This window comes from Blastopirellula retiformator (assembly GCF_007859755.1).
GTDB classification, from domain to species: domain Bacteria; phylum Planctomycetota; class Planctomycetia; order Pirellulales; family Pirellulaceae; genus Blastopirellula; species Blastopirellula retiformator.
The window spans coordinates 735,098-760,256 of the sequence record NZ_SJPF01000002.1; the positions used below are offsets into that span (position 1 = coordinate 735,098).

Annotated in this window: 22 protein-coding genes; 6 read left to right on the forward strand and 16 right to left on the reverse strand. The window is 61.1% G+C overall.

What is annotated here, in order from left to right:
- The first annotated feature begins 90 nt into the window (after window positions 1-90).
- From Enr8_RS10300 to Enr8_RS10315, 4 genes are all read left to right on the forward strand, one after another.
- On the forward strand, window positions 91-1,503 hold the full coding sequence (locus Enr8_RS10300) for a DUF1501 domain-containing protein (protein ID WP_146431116.1): 1,413 nt from the start codon (window positions 91-93) through the stop codon (window positions 1,501-1,503).
- Window positions 1,504-1,563: 60 nt separating this feature from the next.
- Window positions 1,564-6,174: a DUF1549 domain-containing protein gene (locus tag Enr8_RS10305; RefSeq protein WP_146431118.1), complete on the forward strand. Its 4,611-nt coding sequence runs from the start codon at window positions 1,564-1,566 to the stop codon at window positions 6,172-6,174.
- Window positions 6,175-6,220: 46 nt separating this feature from the next.
- Window positions 6,221-7,567, forward strand: a complete 1,347-nt coding sequence (locus Enr8_RS10310) for a c-type cytochrome domain-containing protein (protein ID WP_146431120.1) — start codon at window positions 6,221-6,223, stop codon at window positions 7,565-7,567.
- A 185-nt stretch (window positions 7,568-7,752) separates the two neighbouring features.
- Entirely contained in the window at window positions 7,753-8,175 is a 423-nt protein-coding gene (locus tag Enr8_RS10315) for an outer membrane protein assembly factor BamD (protein ID WP_146431122.1), read from the forward strand.
- Here the strand turns inward: Enr8_RS10315 and Enr8_RS10320 are convergent.
- The 6 genes from Enr8_RS10320 to Enr8_RS10345 form a co-directional block, all read right to left on the reverse strand.
- A complete protein-coding gene (locus Enr8_RS10320) occupies window positions 8,172-9,497 on the reverse strand; it encodes a DUF1552 domain-containing protein (protein ID WP_146431124.1) in 1,326 nt (441 codons plus the stop codon). The two genes, Enr8_RS10315 and Enr8_RS10320, sit on opposite strands and share 4 nt — an antisense overlap.
- Window positions 9,498-9,662: 165 nt before the next feature.
- Window positions 9,663-12,218 carry a DUF1592 domain-containing protein gene (locus Enr8_RS10325; protein ID WP_146431127.1) on the reverse strand — a complete coding sequence of 852 codons (2,556 nt, stop codon included), beginning with the start codon at window positions 12,216-12,218 and terminating at the stop codon, window positions 9,663-9,665.
- Window positions 12,219-12,384: 166 nt separating this feature from the next.
- A complete protein-coding gene (locus tag Enr8_RS10330; RefSeq protein ID WP_146431129.1) occupies window positions 12,385-12,636 on the reverse strand; it encodes a hypothetical protein in 252 nt (83 codons plus the stop codon).
- Window positions 12,637-12,660: 24 nt separating this feature from the next.
- Window positions 12,661-13,353, reverse strand: a complete 693-nt coding sequence (locus Enr8_RS10335; RefSeq protein WP_146431132.1) for a rhamnogalacturonan acetylesterase — start codon at window positions 13,351-13,353, stop codon at window positions 12,661-12,663.
- Window positions 13,354-13,418: 65 nt separating this feature from the next.
- Complete coding sequence (locus tag Enr8_RS10340) at window positions 13,419-13,889, reverse strand: hypothetical protein (protein ID WP_146431134.1); 471 nt, start codon at window positions 13,887-13,889, stop codon at window positions 13,419-13,421.
- 26 nt (window positions 13,890-13,915) lie between these two features.
- Window positions 13,916-14,593 (reverse strand): hypothetical protein, encoded by a 678-nt coding sequence (locus Enr8_RS10345; RefSeq protein ID WP_146431137.1) that lies wholly within the window; start codon window positions 14,591-14,593, stop codon window positions 13,916-13,918.
- 209 nt (window positions 14,594-14,802) lie between these two features.
- On the opposite strand from Enr8_RS10345, the gene Enr8_RS10350 reads away from it, so the two are divergent.
- Window positions 14,803-15,090: a hypothetical protein gene (locus Enr8_RS10350; RefSeq protein ID WP_146431139.1), complete on the forward strand. Its 288-nt coding sequence runs from the start codon at window positions 14,803-14,805 to the stop codon at window positions 15,088-15,090.
- A 17-nt stretch (window positions 15,091-15,107) separates the two neighbouring features.
- On the opposite strand, the gene Enr8_RS25365 is transcribed toward Enr8_RS10350, so the two are convergent.
- The 4 genes from Enr8_RS25365 to Enr8_RS10360 all read right to left on the reverse strand — a co-directional run bounded on the left by Enr8_RS25365 (window position 15,108) and on the right by Enr8_RS10360 (window position 16,351).
- On the reverse strand, window positions 15,108-15,284 hold the full coding sequence (locus tag Enr8_RS25365; protein WP_186767559.1) for a hypothetical protein: 177 nt from the start codon (window positions 15,282-15,284) through the stop codon (window positions 15,108-15,110).
- A 19-nt stretch (window positions 15,285-15,303) separates the two neighbouring features.
- Window positions 15,304-15,516: a hypothetical protein gene (locus Enr8_RS10355; RefSeq protein WP_146431141.1), complete on the reverse strand. Its 213-nt coding sequence runs from the start codon at window positions 15,514-15,516 to the stop codon at window positions 15,304-15,306.
- Between the two features lie 303 nt (window positions 15,517-15,819).
- Window positions 15,820-15,954 (reverse strand): hypothetical protein, encoded by a 135-nt coding sequence (locus Enr8_RS26415; protein WP_261342434.1) that lies wholly within the window; start codon window positions 15,952-15,954, stop codon window positions 15,820-15,822.
- Window positions 15,929-16,351, reverse strand: coding sequence for a hypothetical protein (locus Enr8_RS10360; RefSeq protein ID WP_146431144.1), 423 nt, complete (start codon window positions 16,349-16,351; stop codon window positions 15,929-15,931). Before Enr8_RS10360 ends, Enr8_RS26415 begins: the two co-directional genes overlap by 26 nt.
- Before the next feature lie 101 nt (window positions 16,352-16,452).
- Here Enr8_RS10360 and Enr8_RS10365 point away from each other — a divergent pair, with 101 nt between their 5' ends.
- A complete protein-coding gene (locus Enr8_RS10365; protein ID WP_146431146.1) occupies window positions 16,453-16,722 on the forward strand; it encodes a hypothetical protein in 270 nt (89 codons plus the stop codon).
- Between the two features lie 174 nt (window positions 16,723-16,896).
- On the opposite strand, the gene Enr8_RS10370 is transcribed toward Enr8_RS10365, so the two are convergent.
- From Enr8_RS10370 to Enr8_RS10395, 6 genes are all read right to left on the reverse strand, one after another.
- Window positions 16,897-18,042 (reverse strand): hypothetical protein, encoded by a 1,146-nt coding sequence (locus Enr8_RS10370; protein WP_146431149.1) that lies wholly within the window; start codon window positions 18,040-18,042, stop codon window positions 16,897-16,899.
- A complete protein-coding gene (locus Enr8_RS10375) occupies window positions 18,039-19,682 on the reverse strand; it encodes a hypothetical protein (RefSeq protein ID WP_146431152.1) in 1,644 nt (547 codons plus the stop codon). The genes Enr8_RS10370 and Enr8_RS10375 overlap by 4 nt, the downstream gene beginning before the upstream one ends.
- On the reverse strand, window positions 19,679-20,395 hold the full coding sequence (locus Enr8_RS10380; RefSeq protein WP_146431154.1) for a LamG domain-containing protein: 717 nt from the start codon (window positions 20,393-20,395) through the stop codon (window positions 19,679-19,681). The genes Enr8_RS10375 and Enr8_RS10380 overlap by 4 nt, the downstream gene beginning before the upstream one ends.
- A 14-nt stretch (window positions 20,396-20,409) precedes the next feature.
- Window positions 20,410-23,289, reverse strand: a complete 2,880-nt coding sequence (locus Enr8_RS10385) for an autotransporter outer membrane beta-barrel domain-containing protein (protein ID WP_146431156.1) — start codon at window positions 23,287-23,289, stop codon at window positions 20,410-20,412.
- A gap of 20 nt (window positions 23,290-23,309) precedes the next feature.
- The gene (locus tag Enr8_RS10390; RefSeq protein ID WP_146431158.1) at window positions 23,310-24,032 is read right to left on the reverse strand and encodes a hypothetical protein; all 723 of its coding nucleotides are present in this window, start codon (window positions 24,030-24,032) and stop codon (window positions 23,310-23,312) included.
- 502 nt (window positions 24,033-24,534) lie between these two features.
- Entirely contained in the window at window positions 24,535-25,095 is a 561-nt protein-coding gene (locus Enr8_RS10395) for a hypothetical protein (protein ID WP_146431159.1), read from the reverse strand.
- Window positions 25,096-25,159: the final 64 nt, after the last annotated feature.

A 25,159-nucleotide genomic window follows, 5' to 3' on the forward strand; every position in this document is an offset into this window, starting at 1 on the left:
CCCTCCCTGTTCGTCCTCGCAACTCGAGAAGCCGCTTGCGACGAACCTCACGCCTACCTTCTTCCGACTCCTTCCAGCGGCCATCCAATCATGTCGAAATCGACCAGCAATTCTGTGCGCGGTTGTCCAGGTTTTCGCCAAGCGACGCGGTTCAGTCGGCGACAGATGCTGCAAGCCGGCGCCTTGAGCGCCCTCGGATTGGGCCTGGGCGACTTTCATAGCCAACTGGCGGCCGCTGCAGCCAATGGCGGTCCGGCGCCCAAGGCGAAGGCCTGCATCTTCCTCTTCATGTGGGGCGGGCCCAGCCAGCTGGAGACGTTCGACCTGAAGCCGGACGCCCCCGCCGAAGTCCGCGGCGACTTCAAACCGATCTCCACCAAAGTCCCCGGCACGCAGATCTGCGAACATTTCAGCCGCATTGCCCAGTGGACCGACAAGCTGGCGATCATCCGTTCGCTGACCCACAACGATCCAGCTCACCTCTCCAGCGGACACGCCACGCTGACTGGGCAACTGGCGCCGGTCGTCAAGAGCGACGCCGATCCACCCAGCTCGAAAGACTCACCCCATCTCGGCTCGCTGATCTCTAAGTTTCGTCCCGGCGACGCGGGGCTTCCTTCGTTTGTGGCGATGCCCTGGAAAGCGCTTCACCCGGCCGCGCCCGGCGGCGAAGCTCCTGGGCAACATGGCGGTTGGCTCGGTTCGGCGTATGACGGGATGTTGCTGACCGGCGACCTGAACGATCCGAAGTGGCGACCGCAAGGACTTGGTTTGCCGGCCGACCTCGGACTCGACCGCCTCGAGTCGCGCGTTGCGCTGCTCAAGAAGCTCGACGCCCAACGGGCCGACCTACATCAGTCGCTCGCTGGCGCCGCCTTCAACAATCATCAGTCGCGGGCCATCGAAATGGTCGGTTCGGCCAAGGTCCGCAGCGCCTTCGATCTGACCCAAGAGACCGACGCAACGCGTGAACGTTACGGACGCAACATCCATGGCCAGTCGGTCTTGATGGCGCGCCGCCTGGTCGAACATGGCGTGCCGTTGGTCTCGGTCAACTGGCACAACGACGGCAAGAACTTTTGGGATACCCACGGCGACAACTTCAATCGAATGAAGAACGATCTGATGCCGCCGGCCGACATGGCGCTTGCCGCGCTGCTGCAGGACCTGGAAGACCGCGGCATGCTGGATGAGACGATCGTCGCGTGGGTGGGCGAATTTGGTCGCAAGCCGCGGATCTCCCAAAACAACGCCGGCCGCGAACATTGGCCCTTCTGCTACAGCGGGTTGCTGGCCGGCGGCGGCATCCAGGGTGGCGCCGTCTATGGCGAAAGCGACAAGCACGCCGCCTATCCCGTTTCCGATCCCGTAACGCCGCAAGACTTCGCCACGACGATCCTGCACGCGATGGGAGTCGATACCTCCGCGACGCTGCTCGACCGCGAGAATCGACCGCACCACGTATGCTCGGGCCGAGTGCTGCAAGATTTGCTGATCGGCTAGACGCCTACGTTGCGTCCTCCACGCAGCGCCCTCCCTTCCCTCCTGCCCCCACAACCAACCATGCGAATCCCGTCGAGTTCGATCTGGCTTGTTGGCGTCCTACTTGCAGTTTGGCCAGCGCTGGCCGCAGGGCAAAGCTTCGATTCGCTGCAACCGTGGACTTGCCCGCCTGGGCAGACGACGCAGATCAAGATCACCGGCAAAGATCTCAAGGCGCCGCTGCGTCTGGCGTTTGGTCGCCCCGGCGTCACAGCCAAGGTGGAACAGCTCGAGCCAACCGCTGCAGTCGTCGCCGTCACGATTCCGGCCAATCAGCCCCTTGGCCCGCTGCCCGTTTGGCTGGCCGGTCCCGGCGGCGCCGCGCATGGGCGGACGATCCTGATCGACGACCTGCCGGCAGTGTCCGATAACGGCGGCAATCACTCGCGAGATACCGCGCAAGAGATCCCCACCCTGGCGTCAATCGAAGGCAAGTGCGACGCCGCGGTCAGCGACTTCTATCGCTTTCCTGCAGCCGAAGGGCAACAGCTCTCGTTCGAGATCCATACGCAAGCGCTCCATTCCGCGATGGATCCAGTCGTGCGTCTGCTGCATGCCAACGGCGACGTCTTGCTGCAAGCCGACGATACGCAGGTCGGACCTGATACTCGCTTCGCCCACACATTCTCGGCCGCCGGAGAGTACTGGATCGAAGTCCAAGACAGCGGCAACGCCGCCGCCGGCGCCCTCTATCAACTGCGGATCGGCGATTTCCCCGTCGTCAACCAAAGCTGGCCGCTGGCGGTGCAACAAGATCACCCGACCAGCGTCACGTTCGTTGGCGCCACTGCCGATCAAGCGAACTCACCCGAAGTAACCGCCGCGACGACCTCACCAGCAACGATCAACGTCGCTACCAAGTCCCCCTCCGGAAAATCGTCGACCTGGGTTCCGTTACACACGAGCCGCTATCCGCAAGTGGTCGAATCGCCAGATGCTGGTTCGCTGACAGCGCCGGTCGGCATCACCGGCCGCTTGGCGGAGGCGAAAGAGGTCGACGCCTTCGTTGTGCAGGGCGTGAAGGGACAGACCGTACGAATTGCCGCCAAGACGCGCAGCTTGAATAGCCCAACCCTGCTGACCATGAAGCTGCTGGCGACCGACGGCAAGGTCATCGCCCAAACCAAGGTCACCGACGCGGACGAGTGGAGCATGGACGCCACCTTCCCGGCCGATGGCCCGTATCGCCTAGAAGTAGCTGATCTGCTGAAACGAGGCGGCGACCCGTTCACGTATCACATCGAGATCGCCCCGGTCGGCACGTTTGCGATCGTCCTGGCTGGCGACGCCAAGACTCGCGAGCACTTCCCGGTCGCGGTCAAAAATGGCGCCTGCGCGTTTCAATTAGGCGTCGCGCGGTTTGGCTATGACGGGCCAATCGACCTGTCGCTGGTCAGTGGCGGCGAAGGGTTTCGCTTGCTCAATCCTCGCATTCCAGCGGGCGCCAACGACTTTCGCGTGCATGTCGCCATCGACGACGCCTGGCGCGCCGATCGGCTGGAAGTGCTGAAGTTGCAAGCGACCGCCGCCGACGATCCCAACAATCGCCGCCTGGTTAACAGTCACGCGATTCACCGGGCGAGGGAGCCGTTTGTGCTCGCACCGAATGCCGATCAGGATGGCGCGATTCTATTGGTCGCGATTGGGCAACTGCCGCCGATCTTCTCGCTCTCGCCCACGGCGCCCGTTCAACTAGCTCGCCCGGTCCCAACCCACACTGCGACGCTTCCGCTGAAGCGGATTCATGACCAGTTCAAGTCCGGCGTCGAGATCCTAACCAACACGCTCTCTACCGGCTGGAGCGGAACCGCCAAAGCGGACGGCGACAACTACATGCTGACCGTGACGCGTGGCGCTGAAACGGCCCCGCATCCGGAACAGCTGACCGTTACCGCGTTCGGCGAGATCCACGGCCAAGGCTATTTGGAGCAGGTCCAGATCCCGATCCAATGGTTCGATCCGGTGCAAGTCGCCCTTACGTTCGCAGAGCCGATCATCCGCGGCGGCCCAGCCCGCGTTGTCGCAACGGCGACGCGCGCCGGCAACGAACCGCAGCCGATTACGCTTCGCCTAGTTGACTTGCCATCTGGCGTCACCGCGCCGGAGTCGATCACCATCGCCGCCAATCAAACGGTGGTCGAGTTCGACCTGCAGTTTGCCGCCGCCGCGTCCCTGCAGACGCCGCCGATCTCGCTTGTCGCAGCCAGCAAGTATCACGGCCAAGACTTTGAGGTTCGCTCGAAGCACGCCGTTCCGACGATGATCGAGGGCCCACAGCGGTTGACTCTCTACCCAACCTCGATTTTGCTGAATGATCCGCTCGGGCGACAGCGAGTGGTGGTCAGCGGCGCCGACAAGCAAGGTTCTGCCCGCGATTGGACGCGATTTGCCCGCATCGTCTCGTCGCGTCCCGAGGTTGCCGAGATTCGCAATGGCGTGATCTATCCGATCGCCGACGGCGAAGCGGAGATCGCCGTGCAAGTTGGCGGCGTGCGGCAGACGATCCCAGTGCAGGTCGCCAATCGCGGGACGACGCGACCGATTGAATTTGAATCGGAAGTGCTGGTCGCGCTTTCCAAGCAAGGTTGTAATCAAGGCGCCTGCCATGGTTCGCCCAGCGGCAAAGGAGGCTTTCGCCTTTCGCTGCGAGCCTTCGACATGCAGCTGGACGAATTAACGCTGATCCGCGAAGAGTCAGGACGGCGCATCAACCTGATCGAACCGGATAAGAGTCTGCTGCTACTGAAGCCGCTGATGAGCGTCGCCCATGGCGGCGGCAAGCAGATCCACCAGCAGGACGAGGCGTACACGATCCTGCGCGACTGGATCGCCGCCGGCGCCAAGGCTGATCCGGCCGATATGCCGCGAATCGAGCGTCTGGAGGTCTTTCCGGCCGAGAAGCAGATACGCCTGGTGGTCGACGGGCCGCAGCAATTGGCGGCGACGGCCCACTTCAGCGATGGCCGCTCGCGCGACGTTACCCATCTGGTCGCCTACGAAAGTTCAAATAAGTCGGTCGCCACGGTCGACGCTCATGGCTTGGTAACGCCGCACGAGCGCGGCGAGGTGGTCGTGCTGGTCCGTTTCCTCGAGCATATCGAGCCGGTCTCGCTAATGTTCGTCGAAAACCAGCCGGGCTACGCCTGGACTTCGCCCACGCCCCACAACTACGTTGACCAACTGGTAAACGACAAGCTGCAGCAACTGCAATACTTGCCGTCGGAGACCTGCAGCGATTCGGTCTTCGTGCGGCGGGTCTATCTTGATCTGCTCGGCATCTTGCCAACGGTCGACGAGACGAACGCCTTCCTGGCCGATACTTCGGCGAATAAGCGCACCGCGCTGATCGACGCATTGCTCGAGCGGGACGAATACGCCAAGTTTTGGGCGCTTAAATGGGGCGACCTGCTGAAGATGACCAGCAAGGACGTCGGCGATGCTGGCGTCTACAAGTACCATCGCTGGGTCGAAGACGCCCTGAAAAACAACATGCCGTACGATCAGTTCGCTACGCAGCTGATCACCGGATCGGGCAGCACGCTGGCCAACCCGCCGGCCAACTTCTATCGCACCTCATCCGACCTCAACCAATGCGTTGAGACGATCTCGCAGGTGTTCTTGGGTGCTCGGCTGCAGTGCGCCAAGTGTCACAACCATCCGTTCGAGCGCTGGACGCAAGACAACTACTATGGCCTGGGCGCCTTCTTCAATCGAGTGCAGCATCGCAAGACCGAACGGCCCGGCGAGATGTTCATCTACACTTCCGACGCCGGCGAAGTGACGCAGCCGCGAACTGGCCAGGTGATGACTCCTTGGCTGCCGCAAGTGGGCGACGTCGAGCGACAGAATGACGTTGACCAGCGGGTTCCCTTCGCCGAGTGGCTGGTCAATCCCGCCAACCCCTACTTTGCTCGGATCGAAGCGAATCGGATCTGGAGCCAGCTGTTTGCCCGCGGTATCGTCGAGCCGATCGACGACTTCCGCGACTCGAACCCGCCGGCCAACGCCCCGCTGCTCGAAGCCTTGGCGAAGGAGTTGGTCGAAACCGGCTATGACCGCAAGCAGCTGCTACGGACGATCCTATCGAGCCGAACCTATCAGGCCAGCTACAAGACCAACCCGCTGAACGCCGACGAGACGATCTACTTCTCGCACCAACAACCGCGGATGCTGAGCGCCGAACAATTGCTCGACGCGATCAATCAAACGCTCGGCCTGCAGCAGAACTTCGGCTCCACCGCCAAGGGGACGCTGGCGACGCAGTTGCCGGCGCCCGACGTCGCGCAGGTCGATTTCCTGAAGGTCTTTGGTCAGCCAGAGCGAAGTACCGTTTGTGCGTGTGAGCGTTCCGACGATACGAATTTGAGTATGGCGATCGAACTGTTCAATGGTCCGCTAATACATGAGAAGCTCAAGAGCGGCGGCAATCGCTTTCGCAAGGCGCTGGCCGAAGGAAAGAGCGTACCGCAGGTGGTCGAAGAGCTTTACCTGGCCGCCGTCTGTCGCCCTCCGACCGACTTGGAATTGAAAACGGCCGCTCAGCATTGCAGCCAGAGCCCCGATCCAGCGTCGGGTCTTGAGGACGTTTGCTGGGCGCTGCTGAACACCGAGGAATTCCTGCTGCAGCACTAATCCCAATCGGCGTTTCGTTCGCCTATCCCCTCAGGCTATTGTCATCATGCGTTCGTTACTTTCCGTTTCGCTCGTCTCGCTGTTGTCGGCGGCGGCCTCGGCTGTCGCCGAAGAGGCGCCGGTTAGTTTCCGGCGCGACGTCGCCCCGATCTTGCTGGATCGCTGTCAGGCGTGTCACGGAGCGAAGAAGGCCGAGGGCGGATATCGCGTCGATACCTTCGTGCAATTGCAAAAAGCGGGCGACTCGGGCGAACCGCCGATCGGCGCCAGCGCTGCCGAGCCGAGCGAACTGCTGCGACGGATTACCTGCACCGATGAGTTTGAACGCATGCCGGTCGATAGCGATCCACTGTCGGCCGCGCAAATCGCCCTGTTCACAAAATGGATCGCCGCCGGGGCGAAGTTCGATGGCGCCGATCCGGCGCAGCCGCTTCGCCTGGTCATTCCTCCCCCCACCTATGCCGCAGCCCCAGCGTCGTACCCGCGAGCCGTGCCAATCACCGCCGTTACCTTTTCGCCCGATGGCAAGCAGTTGGTCGTCGGCGGCTATCATGAGCTGACGATCTGGGATGTCGCCAGCGGCAAGCTGGCGCGGCGGATCGGTAATCTCGGCGAACGAACCTACGCGCTCCGCTTCTCGCCCGACGGACAAATGCTGGCGGTCGGCTGCGGCCAGCCTGGCGCTAGCGGCGAAGTGCGACTCGTGCGCTTTGCTTCGGGCGGAGTCACCGGCGTCGTTTGTCGCTCGGACGATGTGGTGCTCGATTTGGCGTTTCGTCCCGGCTCGACTCAGTTGGCGGCGGCGATGACCGACAGTTCGATCCGCGTCGTCGATACGGCGTCGCTGAGCGAAGTGCGCACGATTGCCGGTCATGCCGATTGGGTCACCGCGATCGCCTATAGCGATGACGGCACGCAGCTGGCGTCGGCCAGTCTCGACCAATCGGCCAAGGTGTTCGACGCCGAAACGGGGGCCGTGCTGGCCAGCTATCCTGGTCACGCCGCTGCGGTCCGCGGCGTCTGCATCTTGCCTGACAATCAGCAGGTGGTTTCGGTTGGCGACGACCAGAAGGTCCACCGCTGGCAAATCGCCGACGCTAAGAAGGTCGCCGAGATTGGCATTGGGGCGGAAGGTCGAGCCTTGTTGCGAACCGGCGACGACCTGTTCGTCCCCGCCGCCGACAAGCGGACGCGGCGGATCGACCTGAAGGAAAACAAGGTCGCGCAGCAGTTTGAAGGTCATGGCGATTGGGTGCTCAGCGCCGCAATTTTTGGCGCAAAACAGGAAGCGGGCGACGCTCGGGTGCTGGCGACCGGCGACTTTGCAGGCGAAGTTCGTCTGTGGAAACTGGCCGACGGATCGCTGCAGCAGTCGTGGCTGGCGAAGCCGTAAGTCGCCGCTATCTCACAATTCGCCTCCGCGTCGACGGAATGCGGGAAGTCGACGCGTTGTGGATTGAGGCGACTTCGCTACAATTTGGGGATTCCCACGGGAAATCTCTTCCAAAGATCCCAGCCCCAATTGGCCCTTGGCGGCCTTCGGCCCGACGCTTATCGATCCGCGACCGAGGGAAAACGATGAAACCCTGGCAACATTTGTTTCAAACCGCCATGGCGGACGGCGAAACCTACTTCAACGCCGGCGAGTATCACCGTGCACGGCTGTTGTTTCAGGAAGCGTATGAACGGATCCCCGAGCCGCAGCGCAACTACGCCGAATCGACGCAAGCCCTCAGCGGCCTGGCCGACTGCTTTTACTATCTCGAAAACTACGAGAAGGCGAAAGGCCTGCTCGATGACGTCCTCTTCTGCCCTGGCGGCGCGGCGAGTCCGACCGTTCGCCTGCGACGTGGCCAGATTTTCTTCAAGACCGGCGACGTCGAAAAGGCAAAGATGGAATTAACCGCGGCCTACCTGAACGGCGGCATGGCGGTCTTCCACAACGAGGAAGAGTGCATGCGGTTGATTGCCAACGTGATCGAAGGGTACGAGCGCCGTTAGGTCAACATCGTCCCGGTCGAGTCGCTAAAGCTGTCGGTCTCGACCCCCATTTTCTGAATCATCGTCAGCAACAGATTGCTGAGCGGCGGATGGTTGTCTTTGTCGTGGGCGACGTGCCCGCTGTGCTTGAGGCCAAGTCGGTGTCCGCCGGCCACGAGCAAGGGCAGGTTCTTGGGCGAGTGCTCGCCACCTTCGCCCGAGTTCATGCCGCTGCCGTACATGACCATCGTGTGGTCGAGCATGTTGCCGTCCCCATCTTCGGTCTGCTTCAGGAAGTCGAGGAACCGGGCCAACCGCGACAAATGAAAACGGTCGATCACGCCCAACTTCTTCAACATCCCCGCGTCGCCCCCATGGTGCGAAAGCTCGTGATGGTTTTCCCCGCCGCCCCCCAAGCCGCCGGCTTCGCGCGACCATTCGTAGCTGATAACCCGCGTCGTGTCGGTCAAAAACGCCAGGTACGACAGCTCCATCATCACGTCGATCCACATCGGCCGATCATGGGCGTCGTGCGACTTGCTGCTTAGCTGCAGGAACTTGGCGTCGATCTCCGGCTTCGGCACGTCGATCCAGTTCTCGAGCCGTTCGACGCGCTGCTCCGTTTCGCGCACGCTGCCAAGGTATTGATCGAGTTTCCGCTGATCCTTCTTGCCCAACTTCTTGTGCAGCGCCTTCGCCTCGGCGAGCACGCTGTCGAGGATCGACTTTTGTTCGGCGTAGCGTTTGAGCGTCGCCGCCCGGTCTCCGGCGCTCTCCGGAACAAACAACCGCTCGAACAATCGCTTCGGCGAGTTCTCCGCCGGCACCGGCGTTCCGCGGCGATTGAACGACAGCGTATGCGAATGGCCGGCCGAACCAGTTCCGCTGCTATCGGACAACTGCAGCGAGCCGAAGCGAGTCTCTTTGCTGTGATGCTCCGCCGCGATCTGATCGGCCGAAACCCAGTTGGTGTAATCGCTGCCCGGGGTCGCGCTCAAGTCGGCGCCGGTCAGCCACGTATCGGCGCCGCTGTGACCCCCTTGCGAGTTGGGATGTCCCATGCCGGTTAGAACCGTGAAGTCGTTCCTATGGTCGGCCAGCGTTTGCAGCGTCGGCGACAACTGGTAGTCGGCCCCGGCGGTCTCGGGCATCCATTCCAGAATGTTGACGCCGTTGGGGACATAGCAGCAGATCATCCGCGGTTGCGTCGCCAATGATTTGGCCAGCGGCTTGAATTGCGAAGGAGCGGCGGCGGCTCGCGGCATCATCGCGTCCAGCAGCGGCAAGCTTAAGCTTACGCCCAGTCCACGCAACACCATCCGTCGTGAAATGGTCTTTGACATTCTGGTTATCCTTTCGCTTGTCGGCAATGGTCGATAACTGCCTGTTGAAAAATGCCATCGTGGCATTTTTCAACCTCGCCAGGCTCAGAGCATAGCTCTTCGCGGCTCGCATCCGTGCGACCACGCAGTCCGTCGAGAAAATCAACGTACTGATAACTGCGTTTGCTATTTCGTTTGGAAGGTGGGGGACTGCACGACCGCGTGAATCAGCGACCGCAACGTCTTGTCGTTCGACTTCATGGCCGCGACCGCTTCGTCAATTTGCGGGCGATCGACAATACTCATTTCGCGCCCCAGCGCGTAGGTGAACATCTTCTCGGCCAGGCAGCGGAGGAACAGGTCCTGTTTCTCCATCAGCGCCGCCTGGAGCGACTCGATCCCATCGATCTCGGTTCCATCGGGCAACGTCGCCGAGGCGTCGATCCGCGGATCGTTCGAGCCGACGCGGCCTTGATAGCCATGCCCTTCCTGCTCGCGCCAGTCGCCGGAGCCGTCAAAGTTTTCCAGAGCGAAGCCGAGCGGATCAATCTTGTTGTGACAGCGAGCGCACTGCGCCAGCTCTCGATGAATTTCGAGCCGCTGCCGCACCGTCGCCTTATCGATGCCCGGCGCCTTGGGCGCGATCTCGCCGACGTTGGCGACCGGCAGCCCCGGATCAGTCCCCAGGATGTTCTTCAAAACCCAGACGCCCCGTTTGACCGGCGAAGTCCGCGTGCCGTTCGACGTGATCGACAACATCGACGCTTGCGTGAGCACGCCGCCGCGATGCACATCGGCCGGCAGCTCGACTCGTCGCAGCTCGTCTCCTTCGACTCCCTTGATCCCATAGAAGCGGGCGAGCCGCTCGTTGACCACGACAAAGTCGGAGTCAATAAAGTTCGTCACGCTCAAGTCGTTCTGCAAGATCTCGCGGAAGAACCCAAGCGTCTCGGCGACGATTGACGTTTCCAAGTGGCGATCGTAGCGGCGGAACAGATCGGGCGATGGCGGATTGGCGCCCACTTCCCGCAGGCCCAGCCATTGGCCGGCGAAATTCTCGACCAGCGCTTCCGACTTTGGATCGGCCAGCATCCGGTCGATCTGACGATCGAGCTCGGCCGGGTCGCGTAACTTGCCGGCAGTCGCTGCCCGAAACAGTTCGTCATCCGGCATGCTGCTCCACAGGAAGTACGACAGCCGCGACGCCAATTGATAGTCGTCGAGCGGCGACGCTTTGTCGTCACGCAACGTCGGTTCGGCCAGGTACAGGAAGTGAGACGAGATCATGATCGCCGTCAACGGCGCTCGAATCGCCGTATCGATCGACTTAGAATCGGCGTAGGCCGCGTCAAACAACGCCAGCTTCTGCTCGACCTCGCTCTGGTCGGCTGGGCGGCGGTAAGCTCGCTGGAGGAATTTCCTGATCACGCCGCGGGCGTACTCGCGCGGATCGCTCTCCTGCAGCGGCGAATCGGGAAGTAGACGAACATGGGTTGCCGGCGGCCACTCGGGATGGACCGGGCCTTCCAGTTCCATCCAATCGATCGCCGCTTCGGGTCGGGCGAACTCGTCATGCCCTTGCATCCAGAAGTTTTCGAGTTCACGAGGAATGTCGTAGGCGTAATCGATCGTCAAGCCCGCCTTCTCGGTCGAGAATTCGGTCTCGATCTCGATCGTCTGCATTTCGGGCAGGTCGGCGTCGACGTCAAACTCGGCGATCACCTTTGGCTGGCCTCCCAAGTGCTGCGTCACTTTCAGCCGCGGCCGACCATAGTCGTAGTCGGGGTAGGTTTGAAAGTGCTCGACGCCCCGTTCAAATTCTTGCCGCTTCCACTTCTCTTGGCTGGGGTTCTTTTTGATTCCCTCGTCCAGGCGATTCTGTAGAAAGCCGGTCGCCGACTTCACCACTTCTGCGCGACTAGGCACGCGGCCGCCAACCCGGATTCGCACGATGTACTTGCCCGGGTTCTTCACCGCGAAGTCGCGGACGTTGATATTGCGATCCCACGAGTGATGGTGCATCACGATGGTTTCGCCTTCATCCCGGTTCTTGCCGCTGTTGATGATCAACCGCTGCTTGTCGTACTCGACCCGATTGCGGTCGGAGTGCCCCGACTCGGGCTGGAACCGCCAGCGAATCGCCGGCGGCTGGTCCCCTTCGACCAGCGCCTCGTCCAAGATCTCTTGCGCGGCGTCGTAGTACTGCTCCATGTGCAGAGGCGAGATGGTGAGCGCCCCGCCGTTATTGTCGAAACCGCCGGTCGGCGGATCTTGCGGAAAGTGGGAAGTATCGTAATCGACGCCGACCAGATCGCGGATCGTGTTGTGATACTCATCCCGATTCATTCGCCGCAGGATGATGACTGAGTCCCGTTTGATCTGCTCGGCCCGGATCATCTCGGCCGTAACCCAGTCAACCAACTGGGCGACCTCTTCCGTCTTCGGTTGCGGCTCGTCCTCCGGCGGCATCGAGTGGCTGTTGAGCACGTTGACCACTTCCCGCCACTTGCCATTGGTGGTGAGGTCGTCAAATGCGGCCGAGAGCTGCGTGTCGACGCGAAACTCTCCCTGGTCGTCATCGGGTCCATGACAACGAAGGCAATGCCGCTTCAGAAAACCGGCGGCGTTCTGGCGAAACGCGGATTCGTCGGGCTGAAACGTCGCTGGCGATTCGGCGTAGGCTGTCGAAACCCATAGGGTCAGACAGCCGGCGACAAAGCACAAGAGAAAACGGAACTGCATCACAACTGCCGAAAGATGGGGGACCTGGAAGGAGGAACGCCTGCCAGCGAAATGAGACCTTTAGTTTAAACCTATGACCAAAAAAGGCCAAAGGTTTCGCCGTAACGCGCGGAACTTTGGCGAACGCCCAAGTGCCACCGGCCAGATGCATCATTGCCACCCCGATTTACGGAAGGCTGCGGCGACTTCGCCACTTTTCAAAGAAGTAACGCATATCGCTTTGCGCGCAGTTGTCTCCCAGCGACTCGGACTGCATAAGGTCCGTTAGCTGCGGCAATTCTGCGTTAGAAATGCTCTGTCGTTTCAACAGCGACTTCCAAAGACGAATCGCTTGCAGATTCGCCTTGTACACCGGACAGTCCTCGCCCAATCGCGCGAAATAGCGCTCCACCTTGTCGGTGTATTGCCGATAGTCCACGTTGTCGCTGGGAAATCTGCAAAGTTACTTCAGGTGACCAGCCAACTGCGGAACGACCACCTTTAACTCGGTCGCTACCAACTCGGCAGTCGCAGCCGTTCCCGCTGGGCTGAAGTGGGTTGTGTCGGTTTCGCTAAAGTCGTAGGCCGAAGTCTTCTCTGGACCAAGCTTGTTGTGATGGGCGACGCTGATCGTGTAGAGATCGAGAAACGGGACCTCTTCCGCTTTGGCGACTTCGCCGGCCGTCAGGGCGTACTCATACAGCGGCGCCTTCAGCAGGTCGCCGGCAGGCCGCGGCAAGATCTTGCCGTCGGGGCCAAAGTTCCGCCGCGTTACCGAACTGACGATCACCGGCCCAGCGCCGGCCGCTTTGATCCGATCGACGTACGACTTCAGCTTTTCGGCGTACGCTTGCGTACCATATCGCTTTTGATCGTTGTGGCCAAACTGCACCAGCACGTAGTCTGGCTTTTGTTTCAGCAATTCATCCAGCTTGTGGGAAAGCGAATCGAGCGTCGCCCCGTTCTTGGCGTAGTTAAGCACCTCGGTGTCGCTGCTGACCAACTTGCTGAAGCCTGGGCCCCAGCCGTAGGTCGTCGCGACGGTCGAGTCACCAATCAGGCCGATGGTTACTTCTTTTTGATCGGCGGCCGTCGCCACGGCGCTGACGGCGACGGACAAGAGCAACGCAACAAGCGTGTTCGCTTTCAACGACATGCGGGGAACTCCAAGACGAAAACGACGGGGTAATGCTTCTAGGATAGTCGAATCGGGACGCTAGGCTACGGTTCGATCGGCGGTAGGCTCTCCATCCTTGCTCCCATAAAGTCGATCTTGACGCCTGCAATCTCAAGTACGGCGATCCCCTTTTGGTTAATCACCAGCAACACAATCAAAGAAATGCAGGGAATCATCAGGGCAATACAGCTCAGGGCGATCACCGCTGGATGCATCCGTAACGCAATCCCCAACTTGCAGAAGCTGAACAGCTGCAGCACGGTCAGCGGCAAATAGATCAGTCCTCGCAAAAATGGAGGCAAGTTCGAGTCTCCGGCAAGAATCATTGCGACGAGAAAAATGAAGTTGAACAACAGTGAATAAATCACCCACTTCTGCCCACTCGCAATCTCATGCAGTTGTGAACTGCTAAGTACGGGCTCGGACGAGACAAGAAACGACAGCCCGCACTGGGGACAGGCGTCCAAGTTGCCGTCAACTTCGCTCTGACATCCGGCACACGTAATCATCGCCATGCATCTATTCCTAGTAGTTCGTTCAACTATTCCTTCTTCGCCGCCGCCCAGATCGCCAGGTTGCGAAACTGCGCGCCATCCTTCCGCGCGACCATCCCAACGCGCCCCTTGCGATCGGCGAACCGCTCGTGCTGGGCTTCCAGCGTGATGTCGTCGACCTTGGCGATCCACTGATCGCCGCAAACCTCCAGCGTGATCGTGTGCCAGGCGTTGGGATCGATGTCGGCCTTCACGCGGATCAGCTCTTCGCGGCGGGTCTCTTTGGCGATGCCGCTCATCTCTTGAATCCAGATCGCCGTCGGAGTGATTACCACGCGGCCGAGGTGATGGTTCGGTTGATTCGTATCGCGGCAGACGAAACCGACCTGCGGCGACTCGCCCAGGCGAAACTCGCCGGTCAACACCAGGTCGCCCAAGTCGGTCACCACTTCGCTGACCGCCTCGTGCCCGTTGGGGCGTTTGGCGGTCGGGCGTTCCGACTTCTCGTAGGCGGCGCCATCGTCGATCGTCCACTCGCCAATCCCGGCCCGCCAAAGATTGGCGCCCGGCTTTCCCTTGGCGCCAAAGGCGGACGGCTGATCAAATTTTTCGGCCGAGATCAACTTCGTCGGTCGCACCAAACGGGTCTGCGGCGGGGCCGGCTCTTCCGCTTGCACGAAGTTGAAACAGGAGACCACTACAAACAGCGCGGCGAGGCGTTTCATCGGGGGAAACTCGCAGGGAGTGAAGAAGTGCGTAGCTTGGGGAAACTTGGATAATAGACCGCCGCCGATGGGATGTCAAAGCGGCTACCGAAAGGACTATTCAGTTTGGATGAAGTCGGCAATTTTCCTCTTTTCAGTTTCGCCAAGAGTCGCATAATCACGACTTCTTTGCCGCTCACTCCATCATCCCTTGCCGATTTTCCGCCACGATGACCTGCGAACATCTCCGTCCTTTGGAACAAGCGATCCTGGCCAGCGAAATTCGGGAGACCTACCGCGGCGCCGCCAGGTCTGACAACTGCCGCGAGTGGGTCTACTTCGATTGCTTTCTTGACCTGCTGGCGATTCGGGAAGTAGTGGAGCTGGACGACTGCGTCGTCGAACATGCCCACCGCGGCACGCACGACGGCCAAGAGCGCGGATTCGTCTGCAACCAGTGTAACGACGCCATCATGGGCCGCTACGCACCCCAGCCCGGCGTCGTTACCTATCCATAGGCAACAATTTTCTCCTATCACGCCGCCGAGTGCTGATCGGTGCGATCGAGCACAATCTCGGTCGCCAGCGGTAGCGATCGTTTTTCGAACTCGACGACAAAGCCCCGCGCCTCTTCGAGCGACGCCGCCCGATAGATGGCGACCGGCATTTCTGAAGCGTACCGGGTATAGGTCACAACAAGATACGTATCCATTTTCTTCCTCCCCGGTGGATTAGCGATAGTTCGGTTCCGAGTCGGTCGCGGCGGCGCAGCACGTATCCGCTTCCGGCTGCTGGGCGTAATCATCTTGGGGGCGATCGATGGCGAATGGGCAAACGCGCATCGTCGCACAAGCGCCGCAATGGCGCAGTTGGCAAGGAAGTCGGACAAGCGCCATCGCGCTGCTGCGCGATGGCGACGGGGGAAGTGTGTGGGTGGACGACATAGATACCTACCTTCGGCGCAAGGAAGTCGGGTCAATGGAGATTGGGACAGTTGCAGCGGCCCAAGAAATTGAGCAAAAGAGGCGACGTCAACGGCTGTCGCGGCCGGCAGCGACCCAGCGCTGTCTCGGTAAGAATCCCTCGAATGACGAACTATAGAATAGTGAACATTAGTGCGCCATGCAAGCACTATTTTGAGCCTTGTTTTCCCGAGGTTTTTGCACATTCTGGCCGGTGGAAAAACAGTCACTAGAAAACCGCGGAAAGCGCCAAAACAGCTCCATTTGGGCGCCCGAAAATGCGCCCTAATTCTCCTTCATTGCAGACGGTTCCGCCTCCGTTTCGGCCGCCCAGTCCTCGGGCGTTTGCAAGTAGATTTCATGGATGCTGGGAGGCACGTCTTCGGCGGCGATCTCAGGCAAATCGGCGATTATACGCATACATTTCGCCCAGCGCACCAACCAAGGTAAACCGCTCGCAGTCAGTTGGAACGGGGAAGCGATCGCGTTCCTGCGGAACGGTCGGGGCGAACCCACGCATCGAGTAAAGACGCATGCGGAGCGTCACCCACGGATTGGGAGAACCCGACGTCCCAATCGATTCGATCCAGTACATCGTGTTCGGTTCCTCCTGCAGATAGACGATTCGCTCGGTAGCGGTCGTCTGTACGCCAATCACGAAGACCTGGCTCGGAGGGTAAATGGTCGCCATTCGATATCCGGCCAGTGCGCCTACCGCGAGCAACCCGGCGGTCAAGCAGATCGACATCACAACGACCCTACGAGTGATGCGACGGTGTTTTGCCTGGTTGGCGTCGTGATCGGAATCTTTCGTCATGTTACGGCTTGTCACTTTCCTGTCCTCGCGGGATTGGAAATCCATATTAGCAGGGGCTTGCGCCCGTCCCCTACAGCCCACCTTGAGGTCCCGCCAACCCTATGAAGATTTCCCGTTTCGCCATCTTCGCCGTGGGAAATATCATCGTCATCGGCATGGTCGCAGCGCTCGCCTATCAACATGGTTATACCGCCTGCTACCAAGAGTTGAACCATCACAATCGCACCGACGTCGGCTACCTGATGAAGCCGGGCGACTACACGATGGTTATCCGAGACCCCGAAAAACAAAACGTGCTGCTCGAATGCCAGCTGATCGCGTCCGAGCGCGGAGTGCAACGGCTGAAGGCGCTGGCGGCGAAGAACGATTAAACACCAGCCCGCAGCGCGAGGGAATGCGGCATCTATTACGTCAAGGTAGGCGGCGCCCAAACCTCCTCAACTCGGCGACAGATCGTAACTCCTTCTTCATCGAACCGTCCGCCCCTTCCCGATCCGCTCGCCTATCAGTCCGTTGATTTTCTCGACGGACTGCTAGTGTTTCGTCTACCGCACTTCGCTTGCCCAACAATTTAAGTATCGTATCTCCAGCACTCCGGTCGCTGCGTTCACCACATGCAACCGATCGCCTTGTTCGATGCTTACAATCGTTGTGCCGGAGACGGTGGTGAAGTACGAATCAATCTCTTCAAACTGGGCCCAGTTTTCGGGACGCACATAAATCCCTTCCTGCCAGTCGAGCCGAAAGATGCCGCTCTCGTCGGCGGCCAGGTCGGTCTCGCGATTTTTCGCAAAGTCAAAGCCACTCCGTTCGACCAGCAAGCCGAGCGTCATTCCCCGCACGTCGACGCCGGCCTGAACCGCTTTGATCGAGGCGGTAAAGCCGATCTGGTAGACGCCGCCAGCGCGACACTCTAGCTGCATCGCTCCCTTGTCAGCGGCGGCGATCGGCGTTTCAGTATCGCCGGGCTTTGCCGCAGGTAGCGCCGGCGTACCCCATTTCACTTTCGCCAAGTCGGGCAATCCGCTCGGCGCGATGGTCTCGTCGTAGGCGCGATAGGCGAAGTGCCCGCTGCTCGACAGCAGCGGCTGAGTCGCGCCGCCGGCCAGCGACGCCCGGTTTGTCTCCAAGATCAACCCGGCGCCCGCATATGGATAGACCAACTGCCGCCGCAGTTCTTCCGTCTTGAAATAGCAGGGGGTCGACGCATAGGCGGGCGTAACCCAACCCACCCGAAACTTCTGCTGCGGATTGGAAGGATCGCGGTATTCAATCGGCGGACAACCGGCGAACCCCAGAAAGCGATAGGCCGAACCGCCGGCGCCCAGCGCAAAGCTGCCATCGGTCGGTCCCAGCAAGACCTCAGGCCGCACCTGTTGGCGATGATCGATCTCGCCGCCATCGTCTTGGCGGACCAGCGCTTGCAGCACGCCTGCTTGCACGCAAGTCCCGCGTTTGCGAGCCGGGACCGCTTGCGGACCATTCACGAACAATAGAGCCGCGTCTTGCATCTCGGCATGGGCGGCGTCGACCGGCGCCAGACTGAGCGCGGCGTCATCGTCCCGCTTTTCGACCGCGCTCATCTTGAAACTCGAGCGGGGATCGATCGTCGCCGGGGCCATCACGCCAAACGGCGGAATCTCGCGCCATCCGCGATTGACGAACGGCAGCCAACGCAATGCTGATTTCATCGATTGTCTCCTTGTTGTTCGCGGCGACGTTCGGTGCGGGCCACTTCGACCATCCGCTCCAGCAGCCGCCGTTCGCGATAGCTCATCTCGATCAGTTCGTCTTCTCGATTGCGACTGGCGACCGTCGTGCCGCGACCGCTGCCGCCAATCGCCCAGGTCACCTGGCGAATCGCTCCATCCGGCTGAATCGGCCAAAAGCCGTCGTACGTCAACGTGCCCGGCTGCGACGCTTTCAACTCTTGGGCGGCGGCGGCCAGATAGTACTCCGCATGGCGCTGCACCTGGTCGTCATTGGCGATCACCTGGCTCGTCTTGTGATTGACGTAGACCTCGCGGCCGATGTCGTTGCGCAAGATGATCTGTTCCGCCTGACGGCGAGCGCGCTTCTGCGGCGCATATTCAAACCGGACGACGCCGCGGGTTTGCTTGGCGCGGCGGCGGCACGCGATCCGCAGTTTCAATCGGGCCGGCGACACTTCGTAGTCGTCCTCGCGCTGACGAAACAAGTAGACCGGCTCGGCGAAGATCACCAGGCCCCGCTCTCGATCAATGCTGAAAGATCGCGTGTAGAGATCCTCCGGCACGTCGTTGAGATTCGGATCGGGATCTTGGCGCTGGCGAACCTGCGGAAAGGTTGACGCTCCCTTTTCAAACAGCCCGTACACCCACGCGGGTCGACGCCGCAGCGTCTCGTCCGGCAATCGATCGGCTTCGACCTGGTAAGGCAATAGCGGCAACACTTCGTCGATCCGCTCGATCCTGTTCTCCTGAATGGCCGGATCACCAGGGAGCGTCAGCTTGGGTTGAATCTGGTAGTACTTCCAGACGCAGCTTTTCGCCAGTTCCCGCTGGTTGGCGACGACGTTGCCCAGATCGTCGACCGGCTCTGTTTGCCAACCCTTTTCCGGCGCATAGCTGACGTCATCCAGCGGCACGATCTCGCCGTTGGGTTCGACAGCGACCGGCGCGAGATCAAAGTCGGCCTGGTACAGCGTCGGCGCCGCGACAAACTTGAAGCCGGTCGGCGCTTCCGGCGGATCGTAGACCGCTTCGCCGGCGATCGCGGCCGGGCTTAGCGAAAGGTTCGCCCCTTGTCCGGCCGGCTCGACCGCCACGCGGCCGCCAATCTTCAGCACCACGCGACAACCGCACGCATCGGCCAAATCGGCCAGCGCGAGCGCCGGAACCTTGTAGTCCCAATTCACATAGGGCCGCAGCCGATCGGGCATTGCCGAGACTTCCCCCTTCTCTCCCAGCGCGTCAAGACAAAGCTGCGCCAGCTCTCGCGGCGTCTTCTCGGTCTCGGGCACAATGATTTTCCCGTCCGGCGAACGGACGTTGTACTCGCCCGAGATCGCGCCGAACCGCCACGCCCAGCGTTGGTCGAGAATCTCAAACCGCAAACGCGCTCGCCCGGCGTAGTCGGTTTCGGCAGTTACCGCCTCGACGCGGCAGTTCGGCATTTCGATTCGCGTTCCGGCATATCGAAACGTCGCCGTTCCCACCGCCGCCGGCTCGGCCGCGCCCGGCAACGTGCGTAGCGTGATGCGGCCTGGGCTGACGCCATGGGCGAGCGTGTAGCGCACTTCGACAAAGTCAGACACGCCGGGAAAAGAAAAACTCGCTTCCGGAATCGTCATGTTCGCATTCCTATTCCAAGGTTCCCTCGCAGTCCCAACCGTCGTCGACCAGCTGCCTGATCGCCCCCTTGGCCGCCGCCAGGCGAGTAAGGCGCTGGGTCGTCTTCGTCAAACGTCGCGCCGCGTTGCAACGTGCCGGTCGCCCCGCCGAGGGGCGAAACCGCGTCAGCGACCAGCGGCCAATATCCGATCAGCCCGTCGGCGATGCTGGCGGGCGCCGTTTTCAAGGTGACGATTTCCTCCGGCGACAAGACGCGACCGTAAACTTGCACATGGGCGATCTTCCCTGGCCAATATCCGCCCAAGCCAGGCACAGCCCCCACGCAAAAGCTGACGCTGCCGTTCAGGTTGTTGCCGTTGGGGGTGGGACAGTTCGCCCGGGCCGCTTCGACGCCGTCGGCGTAAACGCGCACCGCATCGGTCCCCAGACTTCGGTCGATCGACGCCGCCATCTGCGTCCACGCGCCGATTGGCGGCGCGTAGTTCGCGTTCGGCGGATAGACGCCGCTGATATTCAGACGCCAGCCGGACGACGCCATCCCAAAGATGTACCCATTGCTCCAATCGCTCCACTTTGCGACCACGTGCCGCGTACTTCCGGCGACGGAAATCAACGGATTCACATGCGCGACTATCGTTCGATCCTCGGTGAACATGTCGAGCACGTCGCCGAACGTGACGTAGTCCGACGTGCCATTCAATACGAGCGCCATTTACCCACCTGCGACTACTTGTAATAGATCTTCAGCAACACGTCCGCGGTCGTCTCGGTGACCAGCCGCAGCGCCGTCGCCGCGGCGCCGATCACCGGAAAATATTCGGACGCGTCGCTGGCGACCGCTTGGCCGTCGTCGTCGTTGGCCGCGTCGTGTACGACGATGTCGGCCGAGGGCGCCACGACGTCGATCTGAATGATCTCCGCTTCGGTCTTGCCGCTCGGATGCGCGTAGCTTTCGGTCGTTAGCTTCGCGGCGATCGATTCCAACTCGTCATCGACCGCGACCGAAACCATCTGCATCGCCGCCGCGTAAAGCGTGACGCTCACTGCTTCCTCTCCTTCTGCGGGCAGCCCCCGCGAAATGATGATGTTGCTTCCCAGATCGGCAAACCGGGACGTCCCCTGAAATTGGAGTGACAGATAGCCGTCGACGTTGACCACCTCGGCCGCATCGATCACGCTGGCTGCATCGCCGTAGACCGAAATCACGCTCGAGACGGTCTTGGGGCGCAGATCGCCGTCAAAGATCAACCGCCCATCTCCGCTAACGACGGCGCCAGTCGCCAGCGTTCCGGTCGACCAATAGTAGAAGTCGCCTCCTTCGAGGATGAGCGACTCAACGCCATCTTCCCCTCGCAGTTGGACCTCGCCGGCGGTCGATCGGATCGACGCGATGTCGGTACCGCTACGGCCAGCGATGATCAGTTCGCCCCCGTTCTTCACGATGTCGCCAACCGTCACGTCGTCTCCCAGATAGACGAGCGCATCAGCCTGGCGGCTGCTGAGAAAGCTGACGTCCAGCGTCGCCAAGACTGCCGACTGATCTCCGCCGATCGCCACGCCGACCGTTCCCTTGTAAACGGTCAGCCCGTTCTGCTCGTGCGTGCCAATCCACTCGACGGCATACCCCGCAGTTGACGCAGGCGAACCGGCGTTGAACACGGTCACCGTCGCCTGCTCCGTTCCATTGTCGAGCCGGATCTGCGGCGATCCGCTTCCCTCCCCTTCTCCCAGCCGCACCGTCGTCGCGCCAATCGCCAGATGGGTCGGCAGGTACTCATGGAAGCCGGCGCTATGCATGTCGGCCAGACCGATCGAGCCGGTGAAGCTGGCCCGCACATCCAAGCTGCTAAGCGTTACGCTCGCCTGATCCAGTCCATACAGTAGGCTCGACGCCGAGTTCTCAATCCGCACATCGGCGCCATGGACCGGCACGGCGTTCTGGTCCCAATTCGCCGGATCGCTCCAGTGGTGTGGTCCGGTCGCCGCGATCGTCGTGGTAATCGTCAACGTTTGCGAATCGTCGCCGGTCAGGTTGTCGCCGTCTCCCAGAAGCGTCGCCACATTGGTCGCGCTGAGGCTGCCGGCAAACTCGACGATCCACGGGCCGCCGGACGCGCCGGTCACCGTGACGGCATCGATGTTGGAAAGATCTTCCAGGGCCGTCTCGACCGCCGACGACGACGCGGCGAACGAGATCGCCGCCGTCGTCTGTCCCGCATAGGTCAGCGTGAACGTACCGCCGGTGACGCCAGGCGAAAGGCTGACCGTTTGCTTCTCGTTGATCGGGGCGGCGGCCAGCTGGGTCTTCTCGACGACGCCGGCGCCCCCGGTCAGATTGCCGCCATCACCGCTGATCAGCGGAACGTCCTGGGCGGCGAGGTCGCCGGCAAACTCGATCGTCCAGTTCGGCGCGCTGCCGCCGACCGAAACGTCGCCATCGCCGATGTTGGAGAGCGCTGCGAGCGCCGCTTCCACCGTCGCCGCCGCCGCGTTGTAGGGAAGCGCCGCGGTCGTTTGTCCGCTGTAGGTCAGCGTAAACGTTCCTCCACTCGGCGATCCGGTCAAGCTGACCAGCTGACGCTCTCCCGTCCCGGCGCCATCGCCGTTCTGCAGCGTCGTCACCCCGCTGCCAACGCCGTAGCCGGTATCCTCCAGGAAGGCGATGCTCCAATTGGTACCTCCGAGCGAGCCGGTAAACTCGACGTCGTAGACTCGCTCACGCAGCGCCGAGGAGACGAGCGCAACGTTAACGTTCGCTTCGTTCACCGACGCATGCTCTTGCATCGCCGTTTTGAATTTGGCGGCCGTATCAAGTTCGCTGAAGTCCTTCCAACGAAACAGATAGTTGTTCGCAACCCCAAAGGAGCAGGCGTATTCCAGCGGCGTGCCCGATGGCGTTGCCGCACTCTTGCTCACCGTAACGCGGACGATTTCGTTGGTACCGGCCTGGCCTTTGACCGTCTCGACGACGCTGACCGTCCCGGCGGTCAGACTCGACGCGTCCAGAGAAATCAGCGATACGTCGCTGTTGGCGTACGCCTGTTTGAACTCGACGCTCCACGGTCCGCCGCTCGAGCCGTTTACCTCGACATCGCCGCTGTCGATGTCGGTCAGCGCTTCGAGCGCTGACTGCACCGTTGCGGCGGCGGCGTTGTAGGCGATGGCGCTGGTTGTATCGCCGTCCAGCGTCAAGGTAAACGTACCGCCGGTCACGCCGTCCGGCAGCGTGACCTGCTGTTTTTCATTCGCGCCGCCGTACGCGCTGGTCGTCGTCGCGACCGTCACTTCGCCGAGCGAACCGTTCGACGCGTCGGCGGTCACCACAAACGGGCGACCGTCGGCGGCGCCGGTCAGCTTCAAGTACGGAGGGGACGCGTCGCTCACCACTTCGGCGGTGATATCGGCCAGCTCCGGCACGCCCGACGCTTCGATCGCGGCGACCAATCCTTCGTAGATCGGCACGACCGAACCGCTGAGCGCCGTAAAGCGAACCTCCTTGCGGTTGATCGACAACGTGCAAACGTCGCCCGCTTCGACGAACTCGGCGGTGACCTGAACCACTTGCGCGCGGGCCTGCGCGTCACCTCGCCATACAAATAGCGCCATCTTGTTCTAGCTCCGTTGCGTTACGCAAAATGAGGACGTCCAGCCAACGGACGATCCGCCTGATAGCGAACCTCCCAGCTGAGCGAGAAATCAGTAAAGTGGCCGCTTGAGCGCCGCTTGCCGCCGCCATAGGTCAGCCGCGGCGCTTCGACCGCATATTGCTGCGGAAAGAGAAAGCCGGGGAACGTCGGATACTGCCGGTATCCAACCGCCGAGCCGCTTTGCACGGCGTGATAGATGGTCTGCCGCCGCGTCATCTGGGGGCGAGGAGGACCGAGCTTCGTTTCGGTCCAATCAATCCGCCGATCGCCGCCCGAAAGCGCCAACGTTTCGCGAAAGTTGAGCAGCGCCGTCTGCGCGTCTTCGATCGGAATCTCCGCTTCCAGCGTCACCGCAAAGGTCCGCTTGGTCGCATACTCGGCGCCGCCGCCATTGGGAAAGTCAGGCCCACTTACCACCCGCACGCCGCCAATCGCCTTGCTACCGGGCAATACATGCTGGCTGGGCGTGACCCCGTCCGACAGGAGCAGCGTCGCGTCGAACCCGCGCTGTCGATACGCCGCTTTGAGCGCAGCAATCTTGGCGTCAATGTCATCTTGCCCGCTGCCGGTGACGATCCCTTGAATCTGCCACGTATGCAGCTGAGCAAGCGGAATGCCCCCTTCGCTGAGGACTGGACGCTGTGTGATGGCGAGCTGTGGGCCGCCGATCTCGTGCGTGTAGTTGCCGATCTTTAAATACATTGCTTGGGTGTTCTTTCGTTGGTATTCTGTTTCAAAAAGAGAAATGAAGGATCAACAGGGATCGAAACGTGAAAATTTCGGACGAGAACAGTAATTTCGCCCTCTTTTGTTATGGGTTGTTTTTGTGGGCGATCTTCGGCGGCGCGCTCTTCAATTACGGTCTGCAATCAGGGTAATTTTCCATTTCGGTAGCCGTCTTTGTCATAACGATCCTACTGCTTTTTATTCTGTTGAGATGGCTTAATCGATGGGCCGCTCGAATCTTGGCCTGCATCTTGTTGGCGTTGTCCATACTTGTGATTTGCAGGGCCGAGACAGACAACGTTAAGCTCCTCGCTGCGATTGCCACGGTGGTCTTTCTGGCTGCATTGAATGCTTTGAATGGAGTCACCTACAGAGACCTTCCTTGGTACCGTGGTGGGCCTTGGCACGAAGATCTTTAGCGTTGACGCACCAACGCCAATGCTTGTTTATCCGATCTCCGAAGACGACGACGCCGACCTCAGCGAGACCTGCTCGCGACAAAATCGGCCAGGCGTTTATTCAATCGCCATAGGATTACCTGTTCGCGTTCGGCCAGTTGCGTGTTGATCTGCTCCGCGATTCGCTCGACCAATTGGTCGACGTCTTCTTCCACTTTGACGATGTACTCCCGCTGCGCTTTCACTTCGACCTGTAGCGGGCGTTGATTGGTCGTTGCGGTCGAGTCTTCGACGGTTGGCGATGAGGTTTGGGCTGTCGGCGTGGGGCGCGACGTCTCCGCCGCAGCAAAGTTACGCTTGGCGGCGCTAGTCACAGCTGGCTGTGTGGCCGCCGTTTGCTTCGCGTCCCGGCGCGGCAGTTCCGGCGGCTGGTTGAAAGTCCGGCGCTGTTGCCGCTCGGTCTCGACAACCGACTCGCTCTCGATCCGCCTTCGCCGTTCCGTTTCTAACCGCATCACTTCGGTCGCGTCACGCTCCCCTCCGGCGATCGTTTCGCGGATCTCTTTTTGAACGTGATCCAATGGATCCACGCCCAGCTGCAGGGTGTAACGTAAGACTCGTTCTTCTTCCGGATTTGTCATCGTGCTTCCCTATGGGGCGCCCCTGAAACTCCTATGGCGCCATGCTCTTATCGCGTCTTTGCGA